Source organism: Tolypothrix bouteillei VB521301 (assembly GCF_000760695.4).
Classification (GTDB): Bacteria; Cyanobacteriota; Cyanobacteriia; order Cyanobacteriales; family Nostocaceae; genus Scytonema; species Scytonema bouteillei_A.
This window is the reverse complement of sequence record NZ_JHEG04000001.1, coordinates 8102672-8129161: the sequence shown is the minus strand read 5'-3', so window position 1 is coordinate 8129161 and position 26490 is coordinate 8102672. Positions and strand designations below refer to the sequence as shown.

General features: G+C 43.0%; 21 protein-coding genes. 12 read left to right on the top strand and 9 right to left on the bottom strand.

Annotation, left to right across the window (positions count from 1 at the left end; translation table 11 throughout):
- Positions 1-29: 29 nt before the first annotated feature.
- The 8 genes from HC643_RS33265 to HC643_RS33230 all read right to left on the bottom strand — a co-directional run bounded on the left by HC643_RS33265 (position 30) and on the right by HC643_RS33230 (position 10554).
- Entirely contained in the window at positions 30-1625 is a 1596-nt protein-coding gene (locus HC643_RS33265; RefSeq protein WP_038073380.1) for an iron uptake porin, read from the bottom strand.
- A gap of 105 nt (positions 1626-1730) precedes the next feature.
- Positions 1731-3131 carry a sugar porter family MFS transporter gene (locus HC643_RS33260; RefSeq protein WP_038073383.1) on the bottom strand — a complete coding sequence of 467 codons (1401 nt, stop codon included), beginning with the start codon at positions 3129-3131 and terminating at the stop codon, positions 1731-1733.
- A gap of 154 nt (positions 3132-3285) precedes the next feature.
- Positions 3286-4284 (bottom strand): ABC transporter permease subunit, encoded by a 999-nt coding sequence (locus HC643_RS33255; RefSeq protein WP_038073386.1) that lies wholly within the window; start codon positions 4282-4284, stop codon positions 3286-3288.
- Positions 4281-5834, bottom strand: coding sequence for a sugar ABC transporter ATP-binding protein (locus tag HC643_RS33250; protein ID WP_038073581.1), 1554 nt, complete (start codon positions 5832-5834; stop codon positions 4281-4283). The genes HC643_RS33255 and HC643_RS33250 overlap by 4 nt, the downstream gene beginning before the upstream one ends.
- A 55-nt stretch (positions 5835-5889) precedes the next feature.
- Positions 5890-6912 carry an ABC transporter substrate-binding protein gene (locus HC643_RS33245; protein ID WP_038073389.1) on the bottom strand — a complete coding sequence of 341 codons (1023 nt, stop codon included), beginning with the start codon at positions 6910-6912 and terminating at the stop codon, positions 5890-5892.
- Positions 6913-6966: 54 nt separating this feature from the next.
- On the bottom strand, positions 6967-7986 hold the full coding sequence (locus HC643_RS33240) for an ABC transporter substrate-binding protein (protein WP_038073392.1): 1020 nt from the start codon (positions 7984-7986) through the stop codon (positions 6967-6969).
- Between the two features lie 1010 nt (positions 7987-8996).
- A complete protein-coding gene (locus HC643_RS33235; RefSeq protein WP_038073583.1) occupies positions 8997-9893 on the bottom strand; it encodes an inositol oxygenase family protein in 897 nt (298 codons plus the stop codon).
- 175 nt (positions 9894-10068) lie between these two features.
- Positions 10069-10554, bottom strand: coding sequence for a gluconokinase (locus tag HC643_RS33230; protein WP_038073395.1), 486 nt, complete (start codon positions 10552-10554; stop codon positions 10069-10071).
- A gap of 91 nt (positions 10555-10645) precedes the next feature.
- Here HC643_RS33230 and HC643_RS33225 point away from each other — a divergent pair, with 91 nt between their 5' ends.
- From HC643_RS33225 to HC643_RS33200, 6 genes are all read left to right on the top strand, one after another.
- Positions 10646-11680 carry a LacI family DNA-binding transcriptional regulator gene (locus HC643_RS33225; protein WP_038073398.1) on the top strand — a complete coding sequence of 345 codons (1035 nt, stop codon included), beginning with the start codon at positions 10646-10648 and terminating at the stop codon, positions 11678-11680.
- Between the two features lie 83 nt (positions 11681-11763).
- Complete coding sequence (uxaC, locus tag HC643_RS33220) at positions 11764-13197, top strand: glucuronate isomerase (protein WP_038073401.1); 1434 nt, start codon at positions 11764-11766, stop codon at positions 13195-13197.
- Positions 13198-13200: 3 nt separating this feature from the next.
- On the top strand, positions 13201-14049 hold the full coding sequence (locus HC643_RS33215; RefSeq protein WP_038073405.1) for an SDR family oxidoreductase: 849 nt from the start codon (positions 13201-13203) through the stop codon (positions 14047-14049).
- A 2-nt stretch (positions 14050-14051) separates the two neighbouring features.
- Positions 14052-15308 carry a lactate racemase domain-containing protein gene (locus HC643_RS33210; RefSeq protein ID WP_038073408.1) on the top strand — a complete coding sequence of 419 codons (1257 nt, stop codon included), beginning with the start codon at positions 14052-14054 and terminating at the stop codon, positions 15306-15308.
- 135 nt (positions 15309-15443) lie between these two features.
- Entirely contained in the window at positions 15444-16001 is a 558-nt protein-coding gene (locus HC643_RS33205; RefSeq protein WP_038073411.1) for an AMIN domain-containing protein, read from the top strand.
- A gap of 8 nt (positions 16002-16009) precedes the next feature.
- Positions 16010-16510, top strand: coding sequence for an O-acetyl-ADP-ribose deacetylase (locus HC643_RS33200; RefSeq protein WP_038073586.1), 501 nt, complete (start codon positions 16010-16012; stop codon positions 16508-16510).
- On the opposite strand, the gene HC643_RS33195 is transcribed toward HC643_RS33200, so the two are convergent.
- A complete protein-coding gene (locus HC643_RS33195) occupies positions 16511-17422 on the bottom strand; it encodes an alpha/beta fold hydrolase (RefSeq protein WP_167844799.1) in 912 nt (303 codons plus the stop codon).
- A gap of 994 nt (positions 17423-18416) precedes the next feature.
- Here HC643_RS33195 and HC643_RS33190 point away from each other — a divergent pair.
- The 6 genes from HC643_RS33190 (at position 18417) to HC643_RS33165 (ending at position 26182) form a co-directional block, all read left to right on the top strand.
- Entirely contained in the window at positions 18417-21353 is a 2937-nt protein-coding gene (locus HC643_RS33190) for a PAS domain-containing hybrid sensor histidine kinase/response regulator (protein ID WP_082051866.1), read from the top strand.
- Between the two features lie 36 nt (positions 21354-21389).
- Positions 21390-22691, top strand: a complete 1302-nt coding sequence (locus HC643_RS33185; RefSeq protein WP_038073414.1) for a sensor histidine kinase — start codon at positions 21390-21392, stop codon at positions 22689-22691.
- Between the two features lie 373 nt (positions 22692-23064).
- Positions 23065-23670, top strand: a complete 606-nt coding sequence (gene sodB, locus HC643_RS33180; RefSeq protein ID WP_038073416.1) for a superoxide dismutase [Fe] — start codon at positions 23065-23067, stop codon at positions 23668-23670.
- Between the two features lie 178 nt (positions 23671-23848).
- Entirely contained in the window at positions 23849-24055 is a 207-nt protein-coding gene (locus HC643_RS33175; protein ID WP_038073419.1) for a hypothetical protein, read from the top strand.
- Between the two features lie 84 nt (positions 24056-24139).
- A complete protein-coding gene (gene purM / locus HC643_RS33170) occupies positions 24140-25168 on the top strand; it encodes a phosphoribosylformylglycinamidine cyclo-ligase (protein WP_038073422.1) in 1029 nt (342 codons plus the stop codon).
- A 327-nt stretch (positions 25169-25495) separates the two neighbouring features.
- Positions 25496-26182, top strand: a complete 687-nt coding sequence (locus tag HC643_RS33165; protein ID WP_038073590.1) for a PHP domain-containing protein — start codon at positions 25496-25498, stop codon at positions 26180-26182.
- The last annotated feature ends 308 nt before the right edge of the window (positions 26183-26490 follow it).

Below are 26490 nucleotides of genomic sequence, written 5' to 3'. Positions count from 1 at the left end.
AAACCCTGATTTAGGTTAGCTTAAGCAACTTAAAAATCAAAGGTTGTGCGAATCACACCCACATATTGAGTATCATTGTCGCTGTTATTTTCTGGGTTAATAACTACCCAGAAACCGGGAGTGACTGAGATATTGGTATTTAAACGCCAGCGGTAGAACGCTTCAACGTGGTAAGCGCGATCGCTATCTTTACGAACATCGCTGTTAGAAACGTGTGGTGGTAACCCAAAGAGGATTCCTGGAAGGTTACCTTTCCCTCCGACATCTGGAAAGGACATACCAATTGCCCCATACCAAGCATTGGCATTGTCACCACTTCTTACAAAAAGTGAATCGGTTCCGCCGGTGCCATTGGAAATATCGCTGAACCCCGAGTTTTTCGCATTTGCCCAGATATATCCGCCCCAAGCGTGGATCTGAAAATGGGGCGAAAAGCGATAGTATCCTTGCGCCCCAACTATGTTGTTGGAAGTTGCTATGTTGTTTCCAAAGGGCGCATTTGCCAAGACACTACCCGTTCCACCTATAAGACTGACTGTTCTACTGGGGTTGTACCCGTGAGAGTAAGCAACACCAACCGCACCTTGTTTGCCATAATAGACTAAGTGGGCGAGCGCATTGTATCCACCGTTAAATAACCCATTTTTGTCAGATGGAACATTGGGATTGTTCGCCAAATAGCCTAGTGTCAGAGTTAAGTCTTTAGTGAGCTTCCAGTTAACGGCTGCACCACCACCACCCCGTCGGAAGACAGGATTGTATTGACCAAATAGCGATGGGACACCGTTACCATCATCTGCGATCGTGGCAGGAGTGACTGTGTCCGTTATATCTGTATAGCCTATACCTGTGGGTCCAACTACAAAAGAAAGAGAGTCACTAACCGGGAAGTAATAACGAACGTGAGGAATGCTCAGGTCATTGTTACTATCAGTGTCAAAATTCAAGCGCGTCATGCCCGTACCCGTGGCTGAGGCAATTTGACTTGTACCATTAGAATTTAAGAAGTTGCCAAATTCCAGACGAACTCGTAATAAATCTTTGCCCGTAAAACTGCTTTCAAAGTTAAGACGACCCCGATCTGCAAAATAGGCTTCCGAGCGATCGCCATTACCACCTACACTATTACCAAAAGTATCGCTGATAGCAGTAATAATTTGGGCATTTAATTTGGTCGTTGTGGAAAACTGTTGTGCTTCTAGTGTTGCCGTGCGTGCTTCAAGTACATCTACCCGCCCGCGTAAAGTCGTTAGTTCTGTCGTAAATTCTGTTTGCAACTTTTGCAGCACTGCCAGATCTTCCTTCCTCACTAGTTCGCTCGTACTGGTTGCAAGTAATTCAGAAATCCTGTTCATGCAAGTATTTAACCCGGCTGCAAACTCATAACGACTGAGAGCACGGTTACCGCGATAAGTGGAGTTAGGGTAACCTGCAATGCAACCGTAGCGTTCAACTAGCGATTGCAATGCTTGAAAAGCCCAATCAGTTGGTTTGACATCGGAAAGTTCGGAAACAGAAGTGACTTGTCCTTGCAAGTTTTTAGAATTCTCTTCTGGAGGTGCTGCCCAGACAGCAGGGCATATTAACAGCATAAACGGAAAACTATATAAAAAAAATTTCAACATAAAACGTCCTAATTTATATTAGTTAAAAACAAACTATGCGCTGAAATGTAAAATCTCCTATACCCAACTTCTTAAAGAAGTTGGGTATCTTGCAACTCTTATAAATTACATACTTTCTAACTCAATGCCCTTGGTTTCCTTAATAAAGAAGAGAACGAAAAACAATGATATAGCTGCTGCAGTTGTATACAGACCATAGGCAGCACCCAACCCAAAGTATTGCAATATGGGAGGAAATGTTGTGGAAACAACGAAATTGGCAACCCATTGCATGGCAGCCGCAATGGACAGTGCAGCTGCTCGAATCTTGTTATTAAACATTTCTCCTAACAGCACCCAAACAACTGGACCCCAGGAAAAACCAAAGCAAAAGACATACAGGTTCGCTGCTATGAGAGCTATAGTCCCTGCTGAACCAGTGAGAGTGGGGTTACCCGCAGGATCTACTTGAGCATTTCCAAAAATGACAGCCATTGTTCCTAATGTTACTGTCATACCAAGTGAGCCCAGAACTAGCAAGGGCTTGCGGCCGAATTTATCTACAAATGCGATCGCAATGAGTGTCGTCAGAATATTTACAGCTCCGGTGATCACCGTGATGGTAAGGGAATTTTTTTCCGAAAAACCAACTGCCCGCCACAGAATACTGCTATAATAAAAGATTACATTAATACCAACAAATTGCTGGAATACAGACAAACCTATTCCTATCCAAACAATAGGCAGGAGTCTGCCGCTTCTTCCAAAAAGGTCAGAAAATTGAGGCTCCCGTTCTCGAAGAACTGTTTGCCGAATTTCCTCGATTTTGGCAAATACGTTACCGCCCAAAATTTTCGTCAAAACGTTAGCAGCTTCTGGTTCCCTTCCTTGAGCAACCAAGTACCGAGGAGATTCGGGAATCGTTAAAGCAGCCATACCATAAAGGATGGCAGGAGGAATTTCTGTCCAAAACATCCAGCGCCAAGCGGCAATTCCAAACAAAAACGGCGATTCAGCTGAACCTGCGGATACGGCAATAAAGTAATCGCATAACAGTGATATAAAAATACCGACGACAATCGCCAGTTGTTGGAGAGAGCCCAACCTTCCCCGCAAATGGGTGGGAGAACACTCTGCAATGTAAGCGGGTGCGATCGCACTAGCAATACCGACTGCAACTCCACCCACTGTGCGCCAAAAGGTAAAATCCCATATACCTACGGGAAGCCCAGAGCCAATAGCACTGATGGTAAACAAGATTGAAGCAACTATCATTGCTTTGACTCGACCATAGCGATCGGCAATTTTCCCTGCATAAAAGGCTCCTATTGCAGAACCTAACAATGCTAAGGATACTGCCAAACCAGTCTCTATACTGCTAGCGTTGAAAGTTTTGGTCAGAGCCGCAACAGCACCATTAATGACAGCAGTATCAAAACCGAATAAAAAGCCGCCGAGGGCAGCAGCACCAGCAATCAGAATAACGTAATACGTGTTTGCTTTACGACGAGTCGTAGTTGAGGACATGGTTGTATCTAGTAAATAGGGGGATGGAGAGAATTGGGGTTAGACTTGAGAAGCCGATCGCTGGTAAGTCCAGCGCTACAGGCAGCTTTTCCGCGCCTTAGTGACTGGCGAACGAACCCGAAGAGTACCAGTCACTGATGACTGTTTGCTGTTACTATCGTCTCGAACGTCTGCGGAGGCGATCGATCATCACCGCCACAATAATTACCAGTCCTTTGACAACAAGTTGCCAGAAGTAAGACATGTTCAACAAGGTTAAACCGTTGTTGAGAACAGCAATGATTAATGCACCTAAAAGAGTTCCGCCAATGGTGCCAATACCACCTGTAAAACTAGTGCCACCTAAAATAACAGCAGCGATCGCATCTAACTCGTAACCTTGACCTAACATACCAGTGGCACTATAAAGACGGCTGGCACTCATGATTCCTGCCAAACCTGCTAGCAACCCACTCACACCGTAAACAAATAGCAACACTCTGTTAACTTTAATACCTGTCAGTCTTGCTGCTCGTTCGTTACCACCAACAGCATAGATTTGTACTCCCAAAACAGTTTGTCGCAGGACAAACCAACTTGCAGCTACAGTTAACAGGGCAATAATAACCAGCCAGGGAAGGGGACCGACGTAGTTATTACCAACCCAAGCAAAATTTATGTCACGATTAATTACCGTTGTACCGTTGGCAACCAAAAAGGCAGCACCCCGTAAAGCAGTTAGCGAACCCAAGGTGACAATAAAAGGTGGTACATCTAAAAAGGTGATGAGAGCACCGTTAACTAAACCTAAAAGCAATCCTGTGAGCAACCCAGCAGGTACCGCCGCCCAACCTAAAGCAGGAAGTAGCGATACTAACACTGCAACTACAGCCGAAACAGCCAATATTGACCCAACGGAAAGGTCAATACCTCCTGTCAGAATCACAAACGTCATTCCTGTTGCCAGCACAATATTAATTGATGCCTGACGCAAGATATTGACAACATTACCGACTGTCAGGAAGTTCGGAGAAACGACTGTAAATAAGATGCAAATCAGTAATAAAATTGGCAGAATTCCTGCAACCTCAAGCAGGGTGTTAATCGGTTTGCGCTTGCGCGATGTTGAATTCTTGCCCACCTTATTATCAACAGGTCTTAAGGTTTGACTCATGATGCTAGTACCTCCGATGCTCCAGTTGCATAGTGCATAATGTTTTCTTGGGTAATTTCTTTCCCAGGGCTACCATCAAGTTCGCCCACTAACTTTCCTTCCCGCATCACTAAGACGCGATCGCTCATCCCGACAATCTCCGGTAGTTCGCTCGAAACCATTAAAATAGCCACGCCCTGTGCTGCTAACTCGCTCATAATTCGGTAAATTTCGCTTTTGGCACCGATATCGACACCACGTGTCGGTTCGTCTAACATGATGACTCTCGGTTTAATAGCTAACCACCGCGCTAGCAAAAGCTTCTGCTGATTGCCACCAGAAAGATCCACTGCTCTGATTTCCAAATTAGCGAGCCGGATATTAAAGTTTTCTACTGCTTCTGTTGCCAACCTGTTGACTGAACCCCAGTTAACAACACCAGCTTTTGCATCCTCCTGCAGCGTGTTGAGGGCAATATTTTTGCGGGAACTCATTTCCAGAAATAAACCCTGGTCTTTGCGGTCTTCCGGGACGTAACCAATTCCGGCTGCAATAGCGTCGCTTGGGTTGTGAATCTCCAATTTGTTACCGTTTAGGAAAACTTCACCACTGACTTTAGGATCGGCACCAAAAATGAGCCGAGACACTTCCGTGCGCCCCGCACCAACTAACCCTGCTAATCCGAGAATTTCTCCAGCACGAATTTTAAAGCTAGCTGGTTCAATCTTGCGTCCGTCACTAATATTTCTAACTTCTAGCACGACTGCACCGGGATTGGTTTGCCGTTGATGCTCGTAAAAGTCTTGCATGGAGCGACCCACCATCATCTGCACCAATCGCTGTGGAGAAATTTCATCCCGTGTCAAACTGCCAATGTATTGACCATCGCGCAGGACGCTAATTCGGTCAGCTAGGGCATATATTTCTTCCATGCGGTGACTGATGTAGATAATCGCAATGCCGTCATTCCGCAATTTGCGAACAATCTCAAACAAACGCTCTGTTTCGCGATCCGACAGTGCTGCTGTTGGCTCATCCATCACTAAAATGCGGCTTTTGTCCTTCAACGCCCGTGCAATTTCTACCTGTTGCTGTTCGGCGATAGACAAAGTACCAACTACGTCGCGGGCTGCAAAGCTGGCTCCCAAACTTTCCAGCACTTGCTGTGCTTCTAGTTGCATACCTTTGCGGTCTAAAAACTGACCCTTCCGCAACTCGCTACCCATAAAAATATTTTCAGCGACGGTTAAGTTGGGTGCAACATTCAGTTCTTGATAAATGAGATTAATACCCGACTTACGTGCTGTACCCGGATCTGTAATTTTGACGGGTTGACCGTTGATGCGAATTTCTCCTTCATCAGCGATGTAAGCCCCAGCTAGAATTTTCATCAAGGTGCTTTTACCCGCCCCGTTCTCACCCATAAGAGCGTGAACTTCTCCCGGATAAATCGTGAGATTCACGTTTTGAAGAGCAGGTACACCATTAAATCGTTTTGTAATCCCTTGCATTTCCAATACAGGGGTGGTGGTTGATGCTTGGGGAAACAAGGTTTCAGTATTTGTTGTCATGAGCAGACCTTGCAAAAACAAGTTACATAATTTTTACCGAAAATCCCAAATGGTCTTACCAGCCCTTGTAGCTGCTGACGTTCTCTCGCGTAACGAGCTTGACTGGAATTAAAATGTTGGGATTGCTGGGTTTTTTGCCATGTAGGATGTTGTTGCCAACCTCAACCGCTTTTTGAGTCATCCCTCTTGGATCTTGAGTTGCAGTTGCAGCATATAGACTGTTTTTAGATGCGATCGCTTCGATCGCTTCTGGCGCACCATCAACTCCAACAATGAAAAAGTCTTTGCGTTTTGCTTGACTGGCTGCGAGATCTACGCCAACACCGCTCGGATCGTTAATAGCAAAGACAGCATCAATCTTGGGGAAGGTTGTTAGCAAATCGCTCATCACTCTCAGCCCTCCATCCCTGCTTCCTTCGGCGTTCTGATCTTTTGAGAGGACTTTCATACCGGGGTATTTAGACAAGACCTTTTCGCAACCATTGACCCGATCGATCACTGAGGCGACTGGAGGACCGTTGACGATGACCACATTACCTTTGCCTTTGAGGCGATCGACAATGTATTGGCAACCAACTTCTCCGGCTTGTACATTATTGGTAGTCACTGTGGCATCCACTTCTCCACTAATGGCTGTATCCACTGCAATCACGATCTTGCCTGCTTGTCTTGCTTTCTCAACTGCTGGTGTAATTCCTTTACTATCAGCAGCATTCAAGATAATGATGTCAGTATCAGCAGCAACGAAATTTTCGATTTGGTTGGTTTGCTGGTTCAAATCGTAGCCACTGGATACTACAGTCACTTTGACATCATTACCTCCGATTTTCTTCGCTTCTTTCTCCGCACCTTTCCCCATAAGAACAAAGAAGGGGTTACTTAAATCACCAAGAGTGACGCCAACAGCTCGTAATTTTGCATCTCCACTATCTTGGCTTTTTATACTGACATTGGTAGCAGTGTTGGTATCGGTGTTAGTAGAGGTGTTATCGTTTGGAGAAGTATTTGTGCAGCCAACAATAGCACCACTGATGATACTTAATACACTAGCGACAGTTGCAATCCTTTTCACATTCATTTTGCTCCTCAAGTTTAAATCCTAAACTTTCCAATCTCAAATCAAAAATTGGGTTCACCAACCTTTATAGCTACTTAGGTTGTCGTGAGTTACCAACTTCACTGGAATCAGAATCGTCGATATTTCAGGTTTTTCCCCGCGCAGAATATCATTGCCTACCCGAATAGCTTTTTGAGCCATTCCGGCTGGATCTTGAGCAGCCGTTGCCACAAAGAGACTATCTTTGGTCGTCATTGCTTTGACTGCATCCGGTCCTCCATCAACCCCAACAATAAAAAATTCTTTGCGTCTTGCCTGCTGGGCTGCCAAGTCTGCTCCAACTCCACTTTGATCGTTTGTAGCAAAAACAGCATCAATCTTGGGGAAGGTAGTTAGCAGATCGCTCATCACTCTCAGCCCTCCATCCCTACTCCCTTCTGCGTTCTGGTCTTTTGAGAGAATTTTGATACCCGGATATTTGGATAATGCCTTCTCGCAACCATTCACTCGCTGAATGACTGAGTCCATCGGGATACTATTCAGGATGACCACATTGCCTTTGCCTTTGAGGCGATCGCCAATATACTGGCAAGCAAGTTCTCCCGCTTGTAAATTATTAGAGCTAACAGTAGCATCTACATCTGCATCAACGGCTGCATCTACCGCAATGACGATTTTTCCTGCAAGTTTTGCTTTGTCGATCGCTGCCTTAATTCCTCTATTATCAACGGCACTCAGGATAATTACGTCCGTATCAGCAGCAACGAAATTTTCTATTTGGTTGAATTGCTGATTTAAGTCAAAGCCACTAGAAACCACACTAATTTTGACATTATCACCTCCGATTTTCTTCACTTCTGCCTCAGACCCCCTCCCCATAGCTACAAAGAAGGGATTACCCAGGTCTCCAAGGCTGACGCCAACCGATCGCAATTTGACATCCTGGCGGCTATCCTTAATTTCTATAACATTGCTGCTATTTTGGAAGCCATCTATAGCACTTTCAGCATTTTGGGAGGTTTTTGTACAGCCTATAACGGTACTGCTAATGAGACCTAATAGACTAGCTGCGAGCGAAATTCTCTTCACGTTCATCTGTATTTAAATGAGGTATGTCAAAACCAGTCACTGCTCACGGGTGAGTTCAACTGGGGTTAGCATATAGCCCTTACGGGTATAGCTTCGCATCGCGTAGCATGTGCAAAGCACATAGCGTGTCGCGCCAGCGACGAGAGCGTCTCTGTGTGATACGCCGAACGAGCGCTCAATACAGTTTGGGTAACAATGTCCAACCCTTTAAATCCTCCTCTAGCCGTCTTTTTTAAGGGGGTTAGGGGAGATCGAGTCTTATCCAAATTGCATTCACTGGTTACTGCTTTTAACTCAAGCCCGTAGTAGCTTGTGTTATAAAATTGGTAAATTTTTATTTTCTTTGAATTTATTATGAGTTTATTTCTACAAAGGTGCAAAAATAAACTCCCTTTCTTGAAAGACTTGCACTAACTCAAGAAGACTATTCCTTCTCTATGTTATTTCTTTCAAACAGGGTATTTACAGGTTATTTATAAAGTAACTTTTAAATTGCAAAATCTATAATGTAGTTTGGTTTGAGCAACAGTGTCAACCAACACGAACGTATACTTGTTGGGTCCCGTTCCTCAACTCAACCTAAAAGATTCTGAATTTGCACTTTATAAATCATCTCTTAGGGACAATTCAGCAATTGTCATATTGAGTCTAATTTAACAATTTTACAGACTAACCTTAAATTGCATTCACAAAATTTAACAGCGCAATGGGTAAATATTTCCTTTTCAATTGGAATTTTGGTTGCTGCGAATTTGTAGTACAGCTTTCAATCTGAAAATCCTTCTACCTTGTTTTCAGACTTAACCCAATTATACTTGTCAAATGCACTGACTTGTTATACTCAAGTGCCAAAGCTAGTTTTTTAATATATTGTTACATTAAACAAATCTTAGCAAAAACTAACTTTTTCTCAAGCGCTCGCGTATATAGTCCCAGCATCATGACCTATTTGTTGAGGGAACGAACTGATTTATGTTCCATATTTGTTAATCCTTGTTTCTGCTACCGACAGATGTTTAAAACTTTAATGTTGCAGGTAAATACTTAGCCACTAAATCTTCATAATAGGGTTTGAGTTCTTGCCAATTTGGAGGATTGGGATTTTTTGAATACAAATCGTAGGGATTGAATAACTTCACCCATTTAAACATTTGGCGATCGCGTTCATCCATCAAATGCTCGTAACCGTTTTCTCGGTGTTGGGGATAAAAAGAATGATAGCGAAGTATGTACAATGCAGGTTCGGGTAAATAGGGTTTCATCATGTGATAGAAATATTCATCATGTCCCCAGGACATATGGACTTGACTTAACCCGCAATTAGGCTTGTAAATACCATATTTAGTATTGTATTTCGGGTTATTGGAATCGGGATTCTCCTGAAAAAATTCAGAAAAAACAATTTTATCGCAGAATGCACAACCAACGGGATAGGTATCGCCTACAGTAGCCCATTGAGGTTCCCCAAACAGACACAGAACCTTACCCAGATCGTGCAAGAAGCCTGTTAGTACCATCCAATCAGGATGACCATCAGCGCGAATAGCTTCCGAGGTTTGCAACAAATGCTGTAATTGATCTAAATCTGTATCGGGATCTGAATCATCCACTAATTGATTCAAAAATTCGACTGCATCCCAAACAGCCATTTCTTTGTTATCAAACTTCAGGAATTCTGCTTTTTGGTGCAAGACAAAGTCATATGTTTGGTTAATGTGATTTAACCGATAGAACTCTTTGACTGTATCTCTAGTAGGGGTTTCATAATTCCTATACTCTTGAGTCGTTTTGCCTTCCTTAACTATGCTATGCGGATCGGGATAGCGGTTAAGTAAATCTTCTTCCCATTCTTCTAACGAATGTAAGGGATTGTTTTGAGAGAGTTCGATGGAATTATTTAGAGTTTGAGACATACCTTCGCTACTTTTGAAGTTCATTTGTGAAATGCACTTTCGAGTTCTAATTAAAATGCACAGGTGTGCATAAACTGTTTTTTGCTTATTTTTATTTTTGCACACGTGTGCAAAAGCGTGCATTAAGTTTTTTTACGAGCGATCGCACTCTGTTTGGACTTTGGACAAAAATTGCCTAAATTCCCAAAGCCGTTCTAATGTTTTGTACAATGACTTGAGGGGGCGCACTCACCTCCACGTGTATAGCGTCTGATGGCTCTTCTAGAGTCTCAAACTGAGTGTTTAGCAATTTTTCACTCATGTAATGATTTTGACGCTCGTGCAATCGCTGTTGAATCAACTGGTAAGACCCCTTGAGGTACACGAGTTTGGTGCGTTCGCTATCTAAGATCAGAAATTGGCGGTAACTGTCTTTTAATGCAGAACAAGCCAACACCATATTCTTATTGTCTTGCAACCAGTGTTTGATAGCTGCCTGCAAATCTTGCAACCAAGGTTTTCTATCGGTGTCACTTAAGGGGATACCGCGTCGCATTTTCTCCACATTCTCTAAAGAATGGAAATTATCGGCGTCACTAAATTCCCACTGTAAAGACTCTGCTAGCAGTTTTCCTATGGTGGTTTTGCCAACTCCTGAAACACCCATTAAAATAACGATCATGGATTTGTAATTGGTAGTCGATCGCATTCACTAAATTTTAGTATAATATACAATCATGCACACGTGTGCATGAAAAATTTAAGTATAGCAAATGAGCAAACGAAAAATTTCCATTGAAGATATTGCTCGAAGAGCAGGCGTTTCTCATTCCACGGTTTCACGCGCATTGCGAGATAACTCTCTCATTAGCCCCCAGGTACGAGAGGAAATTAAGAAAATAGCGCGGGAAATGAACTATGTTCCTAATGCTGTTGCTCAAAGCCTGCAAAATAAACGCACGAATACCATTGGAGTTGTAGTGACTTCAATAGCAGATCCCTTTTTTGCGGAGGTGGTCGAAGGAATAGAACAGGTAGCGAGATCGGCGGGCTTGAGTGTGTTGTTAAGTACTTCACACCGAGATTTTGAGCAGGAATTAGCAGCTATTGACAGTTTTCATCGCCGTAGGGTAGACGGTATATTGGTAGCCGATTCAAGAATCAGCAAACATCATACACAACAACTCGCACAAATTGCCGTACCAATAGTTTTTCTCAACAGCCAAACTCAAGAACTGCCCGAAATGTTTCATATTGTTACAATAGACGACTTTTTGGGTGCTCGATTGGCTGTAGAGCATCTTGTGAGTCTCGGACATACCTCCATTGGATACCTGGGGGTGGGCGATCGCAGTCGATCGAACCACCAGCGCTTGGAAGGATATCGCATAGCGCTGAAGGAAGCGGGTGTATTGCCAAAGACCGACTGGGTTGCATTGAGTGATGAAGAACATGGTAGAACCGACGATGTCGCGATCGCTCAACAACTGCTACCCGAACTATTCAAGACTGGGGTCACCGGCATCTTTTGTTATAACGATATGGTAGCAGTTGGTGCAATGCTTGCCTGTCAGGAATTAGGTATTTCAATACCGCAAGATTTAAGCCTAGTTGGATTTGATGGTATTGCGCTGTCTCGTTACGTTACCCCACCACTGACGACAGTTTGCCAACCCATGTTAGAACTTGGTCGCTCTGCCATGCAAATGCTACTTGATTTATTACAAGAAAAAAATGTAGAAAATCTCGTTTTATCTCCTTTTCTCGTACAACGGGGTAGCAGTGCGGAATTAATGGCTAATGGCTAATGGCTAATGGCTAATTGCTAATGGCTAATTGCTAATTGCTAATTGCTAATTGCTAATGACACTTGACCAATAACTAAAAAAATATGTTGACTAAAAAATGGACTCTATCTCCCAATCGTTGCTTCGATCCAGAACCGATTCAAAGACGACTAGCCCATCAATTTTTTGAAAGTATATCTGCTCTACCCTTAGTCTGTCCTCACGGTCACGTAGATCCAGCCTTGTTAGCCGATCCAACCGCCCGTTTTGGATCGCCGACAGAACTATTTCTTATCCCCGATCATTACATTTTCCGCATGCTCTACAGTCGGGGTATACCTTTGCAAGCTTTGGGTATACCTACGAGTGATGGTTCGCCTGTAGAAACCGACTACCGCAAAATTTGGCAACTTTTTGCCGAACATTTTTACTTATTCCGGGGGACTCCATCAGGCTTGTGGCTGAAAGACGAATTGACTAATGTCTTTGGAGTGGATGAGCCTTTAAATGCTCGTAATGCTGGGTATATCTACGATTATTTAACAGAGCAGTTAGCATTACCAGCATTTTCACCGCGTGCTTTATTCAAACGCTTTAACATTGAAGTGCTTTGTACCACTGATGCAGCAAGCGATCGCCTTGAGAAGCATCAATCGTTGCACGCAGAAGGTTTTACGCAGATCAAACCTACTTTTCGACCAGATGCAGTGGTTAACCCAGACACTCCTGGTTGGCGCGAAAATCTCACCAAGCTAGAAAGCATCGCAGGACGAGAAATTAACACTTATGCCATTTTTATACAAACTCTAGAAGAACGTCGGGCTTTCTTTAAAAAAATGGGTGCAACGGCTACCGATCACAGTGCAGCTACACCTTATACTACGCGTCTTTCCCACCAAGAAGCAGAAACTATTTTTACCAGAGCATTAACTAACAAGCTAAATCCAGGTGACGCAGAGCGTTTTACGGGTCATATGTTTCTGGAAATGGCTCGTATGAGTGTGGAAGATGGTTTGGTGATGCAAATGCATTGCGGGATTATGCGTAACCATAACCCCGATATCTTCGAGCGCTTTGGGTCAGACAAAGGTGCTGATATTCCATTAAAAATAGAGTGGACTAAAAATCTGCGCCCTCTGTTGCAAGCCTATGGTAACAATCAACACTTTCATTTAATCTTGTTTGGATTGGATGAAAGCACTTATAGCCGGGAATTAGCTCCTCTAGCAGGTCATTATCCCGCAGTCTTGCTCGGTCCACCTTGGTGGTTTCACGATAGCGTTAATGGTATGGAGCGCTACTTTAATCTGGTCATGGAAACGGCTGGGCTTTACAATACAGCAGGGTTTAACGATGATACACGCGCTTTTGTTTCCATTCCCGCACGTCACGCTGTCTGGCGGCGTGTCGCTTGTAACTGGATAGCTGGATTGGTCACCCGTGGATTGGTTGAGGAAGAAGATGGCTATGAGATGGCTCGTGCTTTAGCTTATGACCTTGCCAAAACTGCTTACAAGTTGAATGAAATGGAGGAATGATGAATGCCAGACTTGATTTTGAATAAACTTTTTAGCTTAAAAGACCAAGTAGCGGTGGTCACCGGAGCATCAGGCGTGCTGGGTGGGGCGATGGCAAGAGGTTTAGCTCTCGCTGGAGCAAAAGTCGCTGTTCTGGGTCGCAATGAAGCACGAGCGAGTGCGGTTGTGGCTGAAATTGCGGCTAGCGGTGGAGAAAGCATGGCTGTGCTGGCAGATGTTTGCGATCGCTCTCAGTTAGAAATAGCCAAAACTGCCATTTTAAAGGAGTGGGGTCAAATAGACATCTTGGTAAACATGGCTGGGGGGAATGTTCCCGCCGCCACAATTCATGCAGATGCAACTATTTTTGATATGCCACATGAAGCTTTTGAGGAAGTGGTTAGCCTCAACTTAATAGGAACTTTACTACCGTGCCAAGTATTTGGTCAAGCAATGATCGAAAGAAATGGAACGGGTAATCAACCCTACGGTTCTATTGTCAATATTTCTTCTATGTCCGCTACACGCGTTATCAGTCGCGTAGTTGGGTACTCAGCCGCTAAAGCAGGGATAGATAACTTGACTCGATGGCTGGCTGTAGAGCTTTCTCAAAAATATGGAGCTGGGCTGAGAGTCAATGCGATCGCACCTGGTTTCTTTATTGGAGAGCAAAATCGAGATTTATTAGTACATTCCGATGGAAGTTTAACAGCTCGCGGGCAAAAAATTATTGACCATACCCCAGTGGGGCGTTTTGGAGAACCAAACGAATTACTCAGTACTTTAATTTGGTTGTGCAGTGATGGTTCTAGTTTTGTCAACGGGGTAGTCGTGCCGGTAGACGGTGGGTTTAGTATTTATAGTGGAGTTTAAAAATGCATTCAGTAGCCGTAGCGAACGGGACACTTTCTGAAGAACAAGTTTCCACCCTGGTTCATAAAGCTTTAGCAGACCCTAAGTTTGATAGAAAGCGCATCCTAGTGTTAATTCCCGATGGAACCCGCACTGCTCCCATTCCTCAAATGTTTCGACTGCTGCACAAGGAGTTAAGTAAGAGGGTTAAATCTCTGGATTTTTTGATTGCTCTAGGTACGCACAATCCCATGAGTGAAGAACAAATCAATCGCTTGGTGGGAGTCACCACCAAAGAGAGAGAAACAACTTTTAAAAAAGTTCGTATCTTTAACCATCTTTGGAATGAACCGGATACCTTTATTTCTTGTGGAGTCATTTCGGCTTTGGAGATAGCAGAAATCAGCAATGGAATGCTGCATCAGTCAGTAGAGGTACGGATTAATAAACTTGTAACAGAATACGATTTAATTGTTGTTTGCGGTCCGGTATTTCCCCACGAAGTTGTTGGTTTTTCTGGTGGAAATAAATATTTTTTTCCCGGTATTAGCGGTTCGGAAGTCATCAATTTATCGCACTGGCTGGGAGCATTAATTACCTGTTATGAAATTATTGGTACACCAGGAATAACACCCGTTCGGCGATTGATTAACCGAGCTGCTAGTCTAATTCCTACTCCAAAGCTTTGTTTGGCTATGGTGGTCGCACCAAAAACAAATCAATTAGCTGGGCTTTACATTGATAAACCAGAGGAAGCCTGGGAAGCGGCTTCACAATTATCAGCCAAACTGCATATTAAATATACAGACAAGCCTTTTAAAAAAGTGCTTTCTGTAATGCCCGAAATGTATGATGACATTTGGACAGCAGCTAAAGGAATGTACAAGCTAGAGCCAGTTGTGGCTGATGCAGGTGAGTTAATTATTTATGCACCTCACATTACTGAGTTTAGCTACACGCACGGTAAAATCCTGGCTGAAGTTGGTTATCACGTGCGGGATTACTTCCTCAAACAGTGGGATAAATTCCAAGGGTATCCCGGTGGAGTGCTAGCACACAGTACTCACTTAAAAGGTATGGGGACTTTCGATCCTCAAAAAGGGGAACAAGCACGGATTCGTGTCACTCTAGCAACTGGTATTTCCCCCGAACGCTGTGTTGCTCATAACTTAAACTATTGCGATCCGGCTACCATTGGACCTGCACAATGGGCGAATCGGGAAGATGAAGGGATCTTGCTTGTACCAAAGGCTGGCGAGATACTTTACCGTCTCAAATAGTTTTTTTACGTTAAGATTCTATCTTTGTGGGGAGCTTAAGTAGAATTTAGTTCCGTAAAATGATATTCTGAGAAAAATTATCAAAGCAAAGTGTGTTTCCGCATCCAATTCGGGTGAGGCGCTGTGTGAGGAGTCATGGTACAACAATCGCCCTTGTTAACAAGCTGTTCTATCGTAGGAGCGATCGCCCTCCTAGCGGTTCAACCTGCTTGGGCTGAGATGAACCAAGTCAATGCTGTTACTGTCAATCCTGCTAAAGAAGGGATTGAGGTCATCTTGGAGACCACAAACCCCAAGTTGTCCAAAGTTGTGACCTCTACCTATGAAAAGACTTATATTGCTGAACTGGCAAATACTCAACTGCATTTGGAGTCAGGAAACCCATTCAACGTTAATAATCCTGCTAATGGTATAGCTGGTGTGACCGTCACATCCTTTAATACAAGTAGTGTACGTATTGTTGTAACTGGTATTGATAGTCCGCCCGCCGTTAAGATCGAAAAAAGCGATGATAATGTGGTGCTGACAGTAGCCGCACCATCACAGACACCTGCAAGTGCAAAATCACAACACCTCGTTGCAACAAAGGGAATCGCAGCCATTACTCGACACACTTTCCTCTCAAATAATTGCAATCCTGCTCCGAGTCCCTTTGCTAGCGATCGAGGAGCGAGAGATTTTACGATTTCTTGATGAGTTTTATGGAAACTGTTTTAGGGGACATTACAAAACTAGAAGTTGATGCAATTGTCAATGCTGCGAATAGTAGTCTACTTGGAGGTGGCGGAGTAGATGGAGCGATACATAGAGCAGCTGGCTCGGAGCTTGTTGAAGAGTGTCGCTTGCTTGGAGGATGTAAGACGGGCGATGCCAAACTAACTAAGGGGTACCGTTTGAAAGCACGTTTTATCATCCATACAGTAGGACCAGTGTGGCGCGGAGGTAACAACGGAGAACCCGAATTTCTGAGACAGTGTTACCGCAAGTGCTTGCAAATTGCTGCAAAGCAAGAGTTTATTAGTCTGGCATTTCCTTGCATCAGTACTGGTATTTATGGATATCCCAAAACTTTAGCTGCTGAGACGGCGGTGGAGAGCTGCAAGGAAGAACTACAAAACAACAGTTATCCTCAAAAAGTAATTTTTTGCTGCTATGACCGAGAAAACTTTGAAATTTACCAGAGGCTTTTGTCGCGCTTCTAGCTAAGTACAGGGGGCGGAGCTTGGGAATGAGGAGATAAACTCTAGAATACATTGGGCTATAAATTTTGGTTGTTCAATTTGGGGAGCGTGACCGCTATTCTTTATCTTTATCAATTGAGAATGCTTAATATCCTTGTGAAATTTTTCTGCGTCTTCAGGTGCTAGCATATCATCAGCTTCTCCCCATAAAATTAGCGTCTCTTTATCCACTCGAGCAATCCGATCGACCAAATCATCATATCCACCAGTTTTAGCATAAGAAATCATAGCATCATGCCAACCGGGCATTTCTTGATGTAGCATAGCACATTGAATATCTGAAAGCGTTTTTTTGTCTAAATTAGCAAAAAAACTACCTAAATTAAACGCCATAAGTTTGCGTTGGCGTAGATATTCTACAGCTAAAAAATCTAAAGGCGGAAATAAGTATTTGCTAAAAGGTGGAGCGGAAGTATAACCTATGCTATTAATCAGCACTAATGATTTTACAACTTGAGGATAAGTTAGGGTAAAGTCAATTGCAGTTGCTCCTCCCATTGACGCACCTACCAGTATGACAGGTTTAGCAATCAAGGTTTTCCAAAAATGGTAAAGGTGTGTTTTGATAGTACTTGGGCTATAGTTTATTTCTTTTTGCCGTTGCGTAAAGCCAAAACCTAACAAATCTACTGCCCATGTTTCATTGTAAGTTGTAAGTAATGGTAAAAGATGACGAAACTCTAACATGGAACTATCAAAACCATGCAATAGCACAATTGGTATTCCCTGACTTCCTTGATGAATATATGTCGTCAGAATTGGTTGGTGGCTTAAGGAAGTTGTCAGAGCAATTCTTTCAATATTTTGAAGCAGAGCGATCGCATCTGCATCTTGTATTTCCTCAGTTTGAGATGGGAAAAAAGTGGGGAACATTTGAAGGATGAAGGATAACGTATGAAAAAATCATACTTTATTGTGATTTGAACTAAAAAATGAGATTTTAACTCATGATATGCTTCGGAAATGAGTATCCAATTTATAGTTCACTTTTAGTCTTCGAGTTTTTTAAAATAATGATTATCATATAGTAAATAAAAAACAGATACGAGAGACGTTTGTATTAAACTTTGTTTGATAATTATTATTACTTAGTTAGGATTTGAGTTAGCGATAAGCTTTTATGCTTAACGGCTGAAGCCGTATCGCCCAACAACAGAGTGATTGCTTGGACAATGAAATATTTTATTTTTACTCAAATATCTACATAAAACAAAAGTTTTGAACCCTAACATGGATATTTGAACCATATTTTGAATTAAAAGTTTAAGTTAGAGCAATTTTTTCAGAGATTTTTTGTGCAAGTTTTGTCCATATGTGTTCAATACATCTGGGGAATTACAAGCAAGACAGCATTTTTTTAGATTAATTAGGCTTAAACATATGGAATTAAGTTCGTCAGGAGAAAACTGCTGAGTCATCTCTATCTAAAATATTAAGTATTTATACTTTAACATCTCATTTTCAGAAAATTTGTAAACTTATAGTGTGTTTCTATATACTAAAATGTCAAGATCTTGCAAAAATAGCTATCCTGAAAAATCTATCTAGAACATTGATGCTTGAATGAGTGCCGCAAATTCTGTCAGTGGCAGAAATTGTCCGCTCAAATACTAGTAATTATACTGAAGCAAAATTACGGCGGTATTTTTACAATTTATCAATCATAAATTTGTTTTTTACTGATTTTGAGTTTGATTTTTAATTTATCTTTTTATTACTAAATGAGTCTTTAATTGTTCTTATCAAATTGATTTGATAGTTTTTACCAATCGCCGCTGGAAATTGTTTTCATGGCAACTGCTTTTAACAAATGAAAACCTGTTGAAATCTTTCATGAATCAGAAAAAATAATTATGTGCATTTGGAAATGAACCAATATCAGAATGAAGTCTACTTGCAGCAGTTAATTGAATATGCTCCCGTTGCCATCTCTATAGTCGATCGCGAAATGCGATATTTAAGTGTTAGTCGCAGATGGTTGTCAGAACATGGTTTAACTCATGAAATCATCGGTCGCTCTCATGACGAAGTTTTTCCAGATACCTCCCAAAAGTGGAAGCAAATTCATCAGGATTGTTTAGCGGGAGCAATCCATCAATGTGATGAAGATGCAACCCTAAGTGCAGATGGGTCTGTAGAATGGGTACGCTGGTTAGTACGTCCTTGGTACATGACAAGCGGTGAAATTGGAGGACTGATGATGTTTCACGAAAACATCACCGGGTGTAAAGCTACCCAAAGCGCTATGGGTCAAAATGAACAGTATTATCGTTCTCTGGTAGATGTCATTTCTGAGATAGTTTTGGTAGTTGGACCTAATGGCAACTTCTTAGAAGATAATCTGAGTTGGCGAAACTTTACAGGACAATCCTTGGAGGAATCTGTAACAGGAAAATGGTTAGAGGTAATTCATTCAGACGATCGCCAATTGGCAACTCAGACATGGGAAACAGCTAGAACAACGCTTTCTCGTTATGAAGTTGAGTGTCGTTTGCGACGATCTGATGGTGAGTATCGCTATATGCAAGTGCGAAGTACTCCTATTTTAGAAGCAGATGGTAGTGTTCGGGCATGGGTAAACATTTGTAATGATATTCACGAACGGAAAGTTGCGGAACTAAAACTTAAACAGAGTGAAGAACGCTATCGATGTTTAGTAAGTGCTACTTCAGTATTTATTTGGACAGCGCCTCCTAATGGTACTGCTGTTCAAGACAATGTTGGCTGGCGAAACTTTACCGGGCAAACGTGGGAGGAATATGAGGGAGAGGGATGGTTAGATGCAATTCACCCAGAAGATCGCGAATTAATGGGTCAGGCATGGGAAGACGCAGTCAACAGGGGTAGCCTCTTCGTACATGAATATCGTTTGCGACGGTATGATGGTAAGTATTGTTACATGATATCACGAGGTGTCCCAGTATTAGAACTAGATAATAGTATCCGCGAGTGGATTGGGACTTGCAGCAATATTCACGAGCAAAAAGTTGCTGCACTGGCACTTCAGCGGAGTGAAGCACGATTCCGTTCGCTAGTTGAAGCGACATCACAAATCGTGTGGACAACTGACGCTGAAGGTAAATTCGTGACCGACCAACCGCAATGGTGTGCTTTCACGGGTCAAACGCTTGAACAAGCTTTAGGGTGGGGATGGTTAAATGCAATCCATCCCGAAGAGCAACAGTCTGCTAGTGACAATTGGTCAGTCGCTCTGACGAATCGCACCGTTTATGAAAGTGAGACTCGAATTCGACGCTATGACGGTGAGTATCGCTACTTAAGTGTGCGTGGTGTGCCGATTATCGGAGCAGAGGGTGAAATTTGTGAGTGGGTGGGAACCAACACCGACATTACCGAACGCAAGCAAGCAGAACTCGCCCTTGCTCGAGCAAAAGAAGTAGCGGAAGCAGCTAATCGTACCAAAAGCGAATTCCTTGCGAATATGAACCACGAACTGCGAACCCCGCTCAATGGCATCCTGGGCTATGCTCAGATCCTTCAGCGCGACCCTACCACTACTGCCAAACAGCAAAAGGGATTGGGCGTTATTTATCAGTGTGGTTCCCACCTGCTGACCTTAATCAACGACATTCTCGATCTCTCGAAACTGGAAGTACAGAAGATGGATCTTTATCCTCAGGATTTCCACTTCGCCAACTTCCTGACCACCACCATAGAAATTTGTCGCATCAAAGCCGAACAGAAAGGTATTGCCTTCCATTACCACCCCGTCAACTTGCCCGTTGCCGTCCATGCTGATGACAAACGCCTGCGACAAGTCCTGCTGAATCTCCTCAGCAATGCAATTAAGTTTACTGATTTTGGAAGTGTCACCTTTACGGTTGAGGCTTTTGGGAATGAGCAAACAGCTAGCACTCGCTCCACGAAAATTCGCTTCCAAGTTCAAGATACGGGCATCGGTATTGCAAAAGAAAAGTGGCAATTGATTTTTTTACCCTTTGAACAGGCGGGAAAACGCGATCGCAACAGCGAAGGAACTGGGTTGGGGTTAGCAATCAGCCAGCAAATTGTCCAGCTTATGGGCAGTTCCATTCACCTCAACAGCGAACCAGGTCTGGGCAGTACTTTCTGGTTTGAGGTGGTACTGCTTGCTGCTGCCGATTGGCTGTCTCGACCTGCGTCTCCTCATCAAAAGGTGATTGGCTATCAGGGGGAACGGCGCAAAATTTTAGTGATTGACGATCGCCATGATAACCGTGCTGTTGTTGTAGGAATGCTGGCACCTTTAGGCTTTAAACTGGCTCAAGCGGATGACGGACAACTCGGGCTGGATTTAGCACTTCAGATACGCCCGGATTTAATCATTACTGATGTGATGATGTTAAAAATGAATGGGTTGGAAATGACCCGTCGCTTGCGTCAACTGCCTGATTTTGCCAAAATACCGATTATTGCTTCCCCAGCGAGCTTGTCTCAAGTAGATATGCAACAAGCTATGGATGCTGGGTGCAGTAGCTTTTTCCCCAAGCCAATCGAGTTCATTGGCTTGCTGGGGGAATTGCAACGCCATCTAGAGTTGCAATGGATTTATGAAACAAAAACGGAGGTGGTTGAAGTGTCTGCTGTGGTTTCTCCTTCGGCAGATCTGGTGGTACCGCCACCACAGGAGTTAGCTGCCCTCTACCAAGCAGCCCGAGATGGCTTTATCACCGATATTCAGTTTGAAGCCAACCGCCTCAAGCAACTTAATCCTGAATATGCACCTTTTGTCAATAAATTACTAGAACTTAGTTTTAAATTTGATGACGAAGCCATTCTTAATTTATTAGCACCGCATATTTAATATTTTTCATTTTTATTATATTTCAGGAGTTCAAGCATGCCCGTTGACATCACAGCCCCAAAAGGAACCATTTTGGTAGTTGATGATAACCCTACCAATATTCAAGTGTTGTTCGATATTTTGAGTGAAATCGGTTATCGGGTGGCGATCGCTAAAAGTGGTGAAGCGGCTTTACAACGGGTTCAGTCTTATCATCCCGATTTAATTTTGCTAGATGTGATGATGCCAGGAATTGATGGCTTTGAAACCTGTACGCGCCTCAAAGCAGATTCCGCCACCAAAGACATTCCGATCGTTTTTATGACCGCTCTGTCTGACTCAGTTGATAAGGTCAAAGGGCTGAGTTTGGGTGCAGTCGATTACATTACCAAGCCCATCCAACATGAAGAAGCTTTAGCACGTATTCGCGTACACTTGCAACTGAGCGAATCCCAAAAGTCTTTACAACAACATGCTACCAAACTTTCCGAGGCACTTGACAACCTCAAGCAGGCACAAATGCATCTCGTGCAAAGCGAAAAAATGTCTTCACTCGGTCAAATGATGGCAGGCATAGCACACGAAATTAACAATCCCATCACTTTTATTTACTCCAATCTTGCTCCTGCTAAAGAACATATCGAAGATTTGCTTGACTTTATTGAGTTATATCGCCAATACCATCCTCAACCCCATCCCAAAATTCAAGCTTGGATGGACGAAGTTGATGTTGAATATCTAGAAACCGATTTGCCCAAGCTCATGAAATCCTTGGAATTGGGGAGCGATCGCATTCGCCAATTGGTTGTTTCCCTACGTAACTTTTCTCGCTTGGATGAATCGGGAACTCAAATCATCGATTTGCACGAAGGTATTGAGAGTACTTTGTTAATTTTGCAACATCGTCTCAAACCCAGACCCGAACATCCTGGCATTCAGGTGGTACGAGATTACGGACAACTGCCCCATGTGGAATGCTATCCCAGTCAACTCAATCAGGTGTTCATGAATATTTTCGGCAATGCCATTGATGCCTTGGAAGAGCGCGATCTCCATCGCAATATGGATGAGATCCGGGCCCATCCGAGCCAAATTTCTATCCGTACCGAACAACTACCAAACCACGACATCGCCATCTCCATTAGTGATAACGGTTGCGGCATTGAAGAGAATATCTGTCCCCAACTGTTTGAACCATTTTTTACGACTAAACCCGTTGGCAAAGGCACTGGATTGGGGCTTTCCATCAGCTATCAGATTGTTACCCAAAAACACGGTGGCAAAATCTATTGCCAGTCAACACTTGGTAGGGGAACTGAGTTCACGATCCAAATTCCGGTTCGCCAAGCTCTATGTTAAGTAGATGTCTAAGAAGTGGAAAAATCATTTTAACTGGTAATCACTCTTACCTGATTGTTCCCACTGGTAGAACGCGGGCTGTCTGCTTTAGTCTATGTAAGCCAGAATTCGGCATCGTTAATCTCTCTCAATGACACGCCGATCTTTGGAAGCTGTGCAAGGCTTTTCTATTGTACATTAGTTTGATTATCATTGATAAACTCCCAATCCTACTGACGAAGGGGTCATTCAAGTGACTTTTTTAGGTAGAATCTAGTTGTTAAGTTTGGTATCGCGGTTTTAAGCTCCTGAAACTGCTTAGCACAAACGTGTAATTTCCACAGCTACCCCAGTAGCTTTAAACTGAAATACGGTAAAGAGAGGATTAGACACAATGGCATTCGTACAGGAACCACTACCATACGACTTTAATGCTTTAGAGCCATACGGCATGAAAGGTGAGACGTTCGAGTATCACTATGGTAAGCACCACAAAGCGTATGTAGACAACTTGAACAAGCTGACTGACGGTACAGAACTTGCCGATAAATCCTTAGAAGAGGTTATTAAAATTTCCTTCAAAGATTCCTCCAAAGCAGGAATTTTCAACAACGCCGCCCAAGTGTGGAACCACACTTTCTTTTGGAACTCCCTAAAACCAGGTGCTGGTGGTAAGCCTCAAGGTGAACTAGCTTCTAAGATTGAAAAAGATTTTGGTAGCTTTGACAAATTCACAGAAGAGTTTTCTAACGCGGCTGCAACTCAGTTTGGTAGCGGTTGGGCTTGGCTAATTGATGATGGTGGTACTTTAAAAGTCACTAAAACACCAAATGCAGAAAATCCCCTAGCTCACGGACAGAAGGCGCTTCTGACCCTAGATGTTTGGGAACATGCCTACTACATTGATTTTAGAAATGCTCGCCCTGCATATATCAAGAACTTCCTAGAGCAGTTAGTCAACTGGGATTTTGCGGCTGAAAATTATGCCAAAGCCTACTAATTATCTGTCAGTTGTGTGCTGGTAACGATAGTAGGTTTGGCGAAATTTGTCAGACGAAAATAATTGATTTATGAAATTTAGAAGCAGTCACGACTTCGCTCGTGGCTGTTTTTGCTCAAGCCAGACCAATTGATGTAGTTTTTTAGTTACGGATGCGGGGTTGTGTTAGAGTAAAGATATGGATAGCATACAATTAGCAAAATATTTAGAAGAAACTAACAGCATAACCAAGCCTTGGCTGTTGGTGCAGTTACGATTAAAGAAACTTCAAGAGCGTAAAGACTCAATGACAGAAGTTGATTACGTTCAAGAGTTAGAAGATATCCGCCAAGATTTGATGAATTTGGGCGAATGGTGGCTGGGCATTGAAGATGAGGTATTTTAATGGTTAGTTGTTAGTTGATAGTTGTTATTAGGTACTAATCACTAACCACTCACCACTTACAATTTATTATCGGTGTTCTGACGGATGGACTACAAAGAGGCAGGGGTAGATGTTGAGGCTGGGCGAGAATTTGTCAATCAAATTCGGAATTTAGTTCACAGTACTTTTAGACCAGAAGTGATTGGTGGATTGGGCGGTTTTAGTGGCTGTTTTCAACTACCAACAGGTTATAGGGAACCGGTTCTGGTTTCAGGAACCGATGGTGTGGGTACAAAGCTCAAAATTGCTCAAGCTGTCAATCGTCACGACACTATAGGGATTGATTTGGTAGCAATGTGTGTCAATGATGTGTTGACATCTGGTGCAGAACCTCTGTTTTTTTTAGATTACCTGGCAACAAGTCATTTGGAAAAAGAACAATTAACTGAGGTGGTTGCAGGTATAGCCTCTGGATGCAAGCAAGCAGGGTGCTCCTTACTTGGGGGAGAAACCGCAGAAATGCCCGGTTTTTATCAGGTGGGTGAGTACGATCTGGCTGGGTTCTGTGTGGGAATTGTTGAGAAAAGCCAGATGCTGGACGGTTCTCAGGTACGAGTAGGTGATGTCGCGATCGCTCTTGCAAGTGCTGGCGTACACAGCAATGGCTTTAGCTTGGTCAGGAAAATTGTCAGCGACAAAGGATTTTCTTGGAGCGATCGTCCAGATAGATTGGGAGGGCAAACACTAGGAGAAATTTTCCTCACGCCTACCTACATTTATGTTGAATCCGTACTCGCGGCGCGTAAAGCAGGCTTAGAAATCCACGGGATGGCACATATTACAGGTGGAGGGCTACCTGAAAATTTGCCTCGTTGCTTGGGTAAAGGTCAAGCGATAAAAATCGATCCCAAGAGTTGGTCCATTCCACCTATATTTCAGTGGCTAGCCGAAGAGGGATCTGTGAATGCACAAGCAATGTATAACACTTTCAACATGGGGATCGGGTTTGTACTGCTTGTTCCCCCTCATCAAGTAGAGCCAGCCATGACACATTTTGCTTTACAAAATATTACAGCTCGTACCATTGGAGAGGTTATTCCCGGTTCTGGCGAATTATTGGGATTGCCAATTTAAATAGTATATTTTTATACATCTTTTTTAAAGCTTCTTTTCTTTTTCATTGCATTTTTTCTTTTACCAGTGGATGATTGCTGGAGTTGTAGCTTGTAAGTTTGACGGATAGGATCTGCAAAATTTCTTACTTTTTCTTATAAAACCAATCGAATATACGCATGACCGTCAGCCTTTGAATTTGCTAACGTAGTCTTAACATATTGAAAAAATTTGCCAAAGATGCCCGGAAACTAATAACCAACACACAAATGTAGTGCTGGTGTATTCTGGGCTATTAGTGTCATGTTTTTCTGTGTAAAAAATGACCTATTTGAAAAAGAGGTACGTATGACTGTCAAGGTAGCCGAGGTTTCCACCTCACGCGAACAATTAAAGTATATATTTCAAAGCATAAATGCATTGAGCTGTCCGATGAGTTTCAACTTTCACATGCACACTGTCCACTCAGATGGTAAGCTCCAACCAAGTGCATTGATGGAGCAGGCAGTTACCATTGGGTTAAAAGGGCTTGCTATTACCGATCACCATAGTATATCTGGTTATCAAGCAGCGCAAAATTGGTTAGAACAATGGCGATGGAATAATCCAGGTGCAAATGTACCCCAGCTTTGGACTGGTGTAGAAATTAACGCCAATCTTCTCAATACAGAAGTTCATATTCTAGGTTATGCGTTCGATATAGAGCAACCCAGCATCAAACCTTACATTCAAAGAAAAGCTACGACAGGCGAACACCATCAAGCAGCTAATGTGATATCTGCTATCCACGAAGCAGGGGGACTAGCCGTTTTGGCTCACCCAGCGCGTTATCGGCGATCGCACTTTGATTTGATTCCTGCCGCCGCAGATGCTGGGATCGATGGCGTAGAATCTTTTTACGCTTACAACAATCCCAACCCTTGGAAACCCAGTGCGAGAGAGTCAGAACAAGTGCAACAGTTAGCCAGCGAATACAGCCTGTTTAACAGTTGTGGGACTGATACTCATGGCTTAAGTTTACTACATCGCTTGTAAGATGCTAGTCACTTTTACCGAAAAACTCCTGGTTATCTAAGCCAGGGAGTTTGTATTACGCATTGCCGTTCTAAATAATTAACTCCTAAAACTTTAAATACGGTACATCTATCAATTTAAGTTATATTAAGCTGGCGAAAGTTGTTTGTAAATTACGGTAAGATAACGACTGATACGGTTAGTTGTAGACTTTTAAGCGCAATAGGTTAGGCAGTTTCGATGAAAAATGTTCGCTTAGAGCATCGATAAAATTTCTCTTACCTAACCCCTATTCCCTATTTTTAAGATAGTAGCCATTGGCATTGTGT

Coding starts and splice junctions, on each gene's coding strand:
- HC643_RS33265 (WP_038073380.1), bottom strand. CDS start 1,625: ATGTTGAAATTTTTTTTATATAGTTTTCCGTTTATGCTGTTAATATGC.
- HC643_RS33260 (WP_038073383.1), bottom strand. CDS start 3,131: ATGTCCTCAACTACGACTCGTCGTAAAGCAAACACGTATTACGTTATT.
- HC643_RS33255 (WP_038073386.1), bottom strand. CDS start 4,284: ATGAGTCAAACCTTAAGACCTGTTGATAATAAGGTGGGCAAGAATTCA.
- HC643_RS33250 (WP_038073581.1), bottom strand. CDS start 5,834: ATGACAACAAATACTGAAACCTTGTTTCCCCAAGCATCAACCACCACC.
- HC643_RS33245 (WP_038073389.1), bottom strand. CDS start 6,912: ATGAATGTGAAAAGGATTGCAACTGTCGCTAGTGTATTAAGTATCATC.
- HC643_RS33240 (WP_038073392.1), bottom strand. CDS start 7,986: ATGAACGTGAAGAGAATTTCGCTCGCAGCTAGTCTATTAGGTCTCATT.
- HC643_RS33235 (WP_038073583.1), bottom strand. CDS start 9,893: ATGTCTCAAACTCTAAATAATTCCATCGAACTCTCTCAAAACAATCCC.
- HC643_RS33230 (WP_038073395.1), bottom strand. CDS start 10,554: ATGATCGTTATTTTAATGGGTGTTTCAGGAGTTGGCAAAACCACCATA.
- HC643_RS33225 (WP_038073398.1), top strand. CDS start 10,646: ATGAGCAAACGAAAAATTTCCATTGAAGATATTGCTCGAAGAGCAGGC.
- uxaC (WP_038073401.1), top strand. CDS start 11,764: ATGTTGACTAAAAAATGGACTCTATCTCCCAATCGTTGCTTCGATCCA.
- HC643_RS33215 (WP_038073405.1), top strand. CDS start 13,201: ATGCCAGACTTGATTTTGAATAAACTTTTTAGCTTAAAAGACCAAGTA.
- HC643_RS33210 (WP_038073408.1), top strand. CDS start 14,052: ATGCATTCAGTAGCCGTAGCGAACGGGACACTTTCTGAAGAACAAGTT.
- HC643_RS33205 (WP_038073411.1), top strand. CDS start 15,444: ATGGTACAACAATCGCCCTTGTTAACAAGCTGTTCTATCGTAGGAGCG.
- HC643_RS33200 (WP_038073586.1), top strand. CDS start 16,010: ATGGAAACTGTTTTAGGGGACATTACAAAACTAGAAGTTGATGCAATT.
- HC643_RS33195 (WP_167844799.1), bottom strand. CDS start 17,422: ATGTTCCCCACTTTTTTCCCATCTCAAACTGAGGAAATACAAGATGCA.
- HC643_RS33190 (WP_082051866.1), top strand. CDS start 18,417: ATGAACCAATATCAGAATGAAGTCTACTTGCAGCAGTTAATTGAATAT.
- HC643_RS33185 (WP_038073414.1), top strand. CDS start 21,390: ATGCCCGTTGACATCACAGCCCCAAAAGGAACCATTTTGGTAGTTGAT.
- sodB (WP_038073416.1), top strand. CDS start 23,065: ATGGCATTCGTACAGGAACCACTACCATACGACTTTAATGCTTTAGAG.
- HC643_RS33175 (WP_038073419.1), top strand. CDS start 23,849: ATGGATAGCATACAATTAGCAAAATATTTAGAAGAAACTAACAGCATA.
- purM (WP_038073422.1), top strand. CDS start 24,140: ATGGACTACAAAGAGGCAGGGGTAGATGTTGAGGCTGGGCGAGAATTT.
- HC643_RS33165 (WP_038073590.1), top strand. CDS start 25,496: ATGACTGTCAAGGTAGCCGAGGTTTCCACCTCACGCGAACAATTAAAG.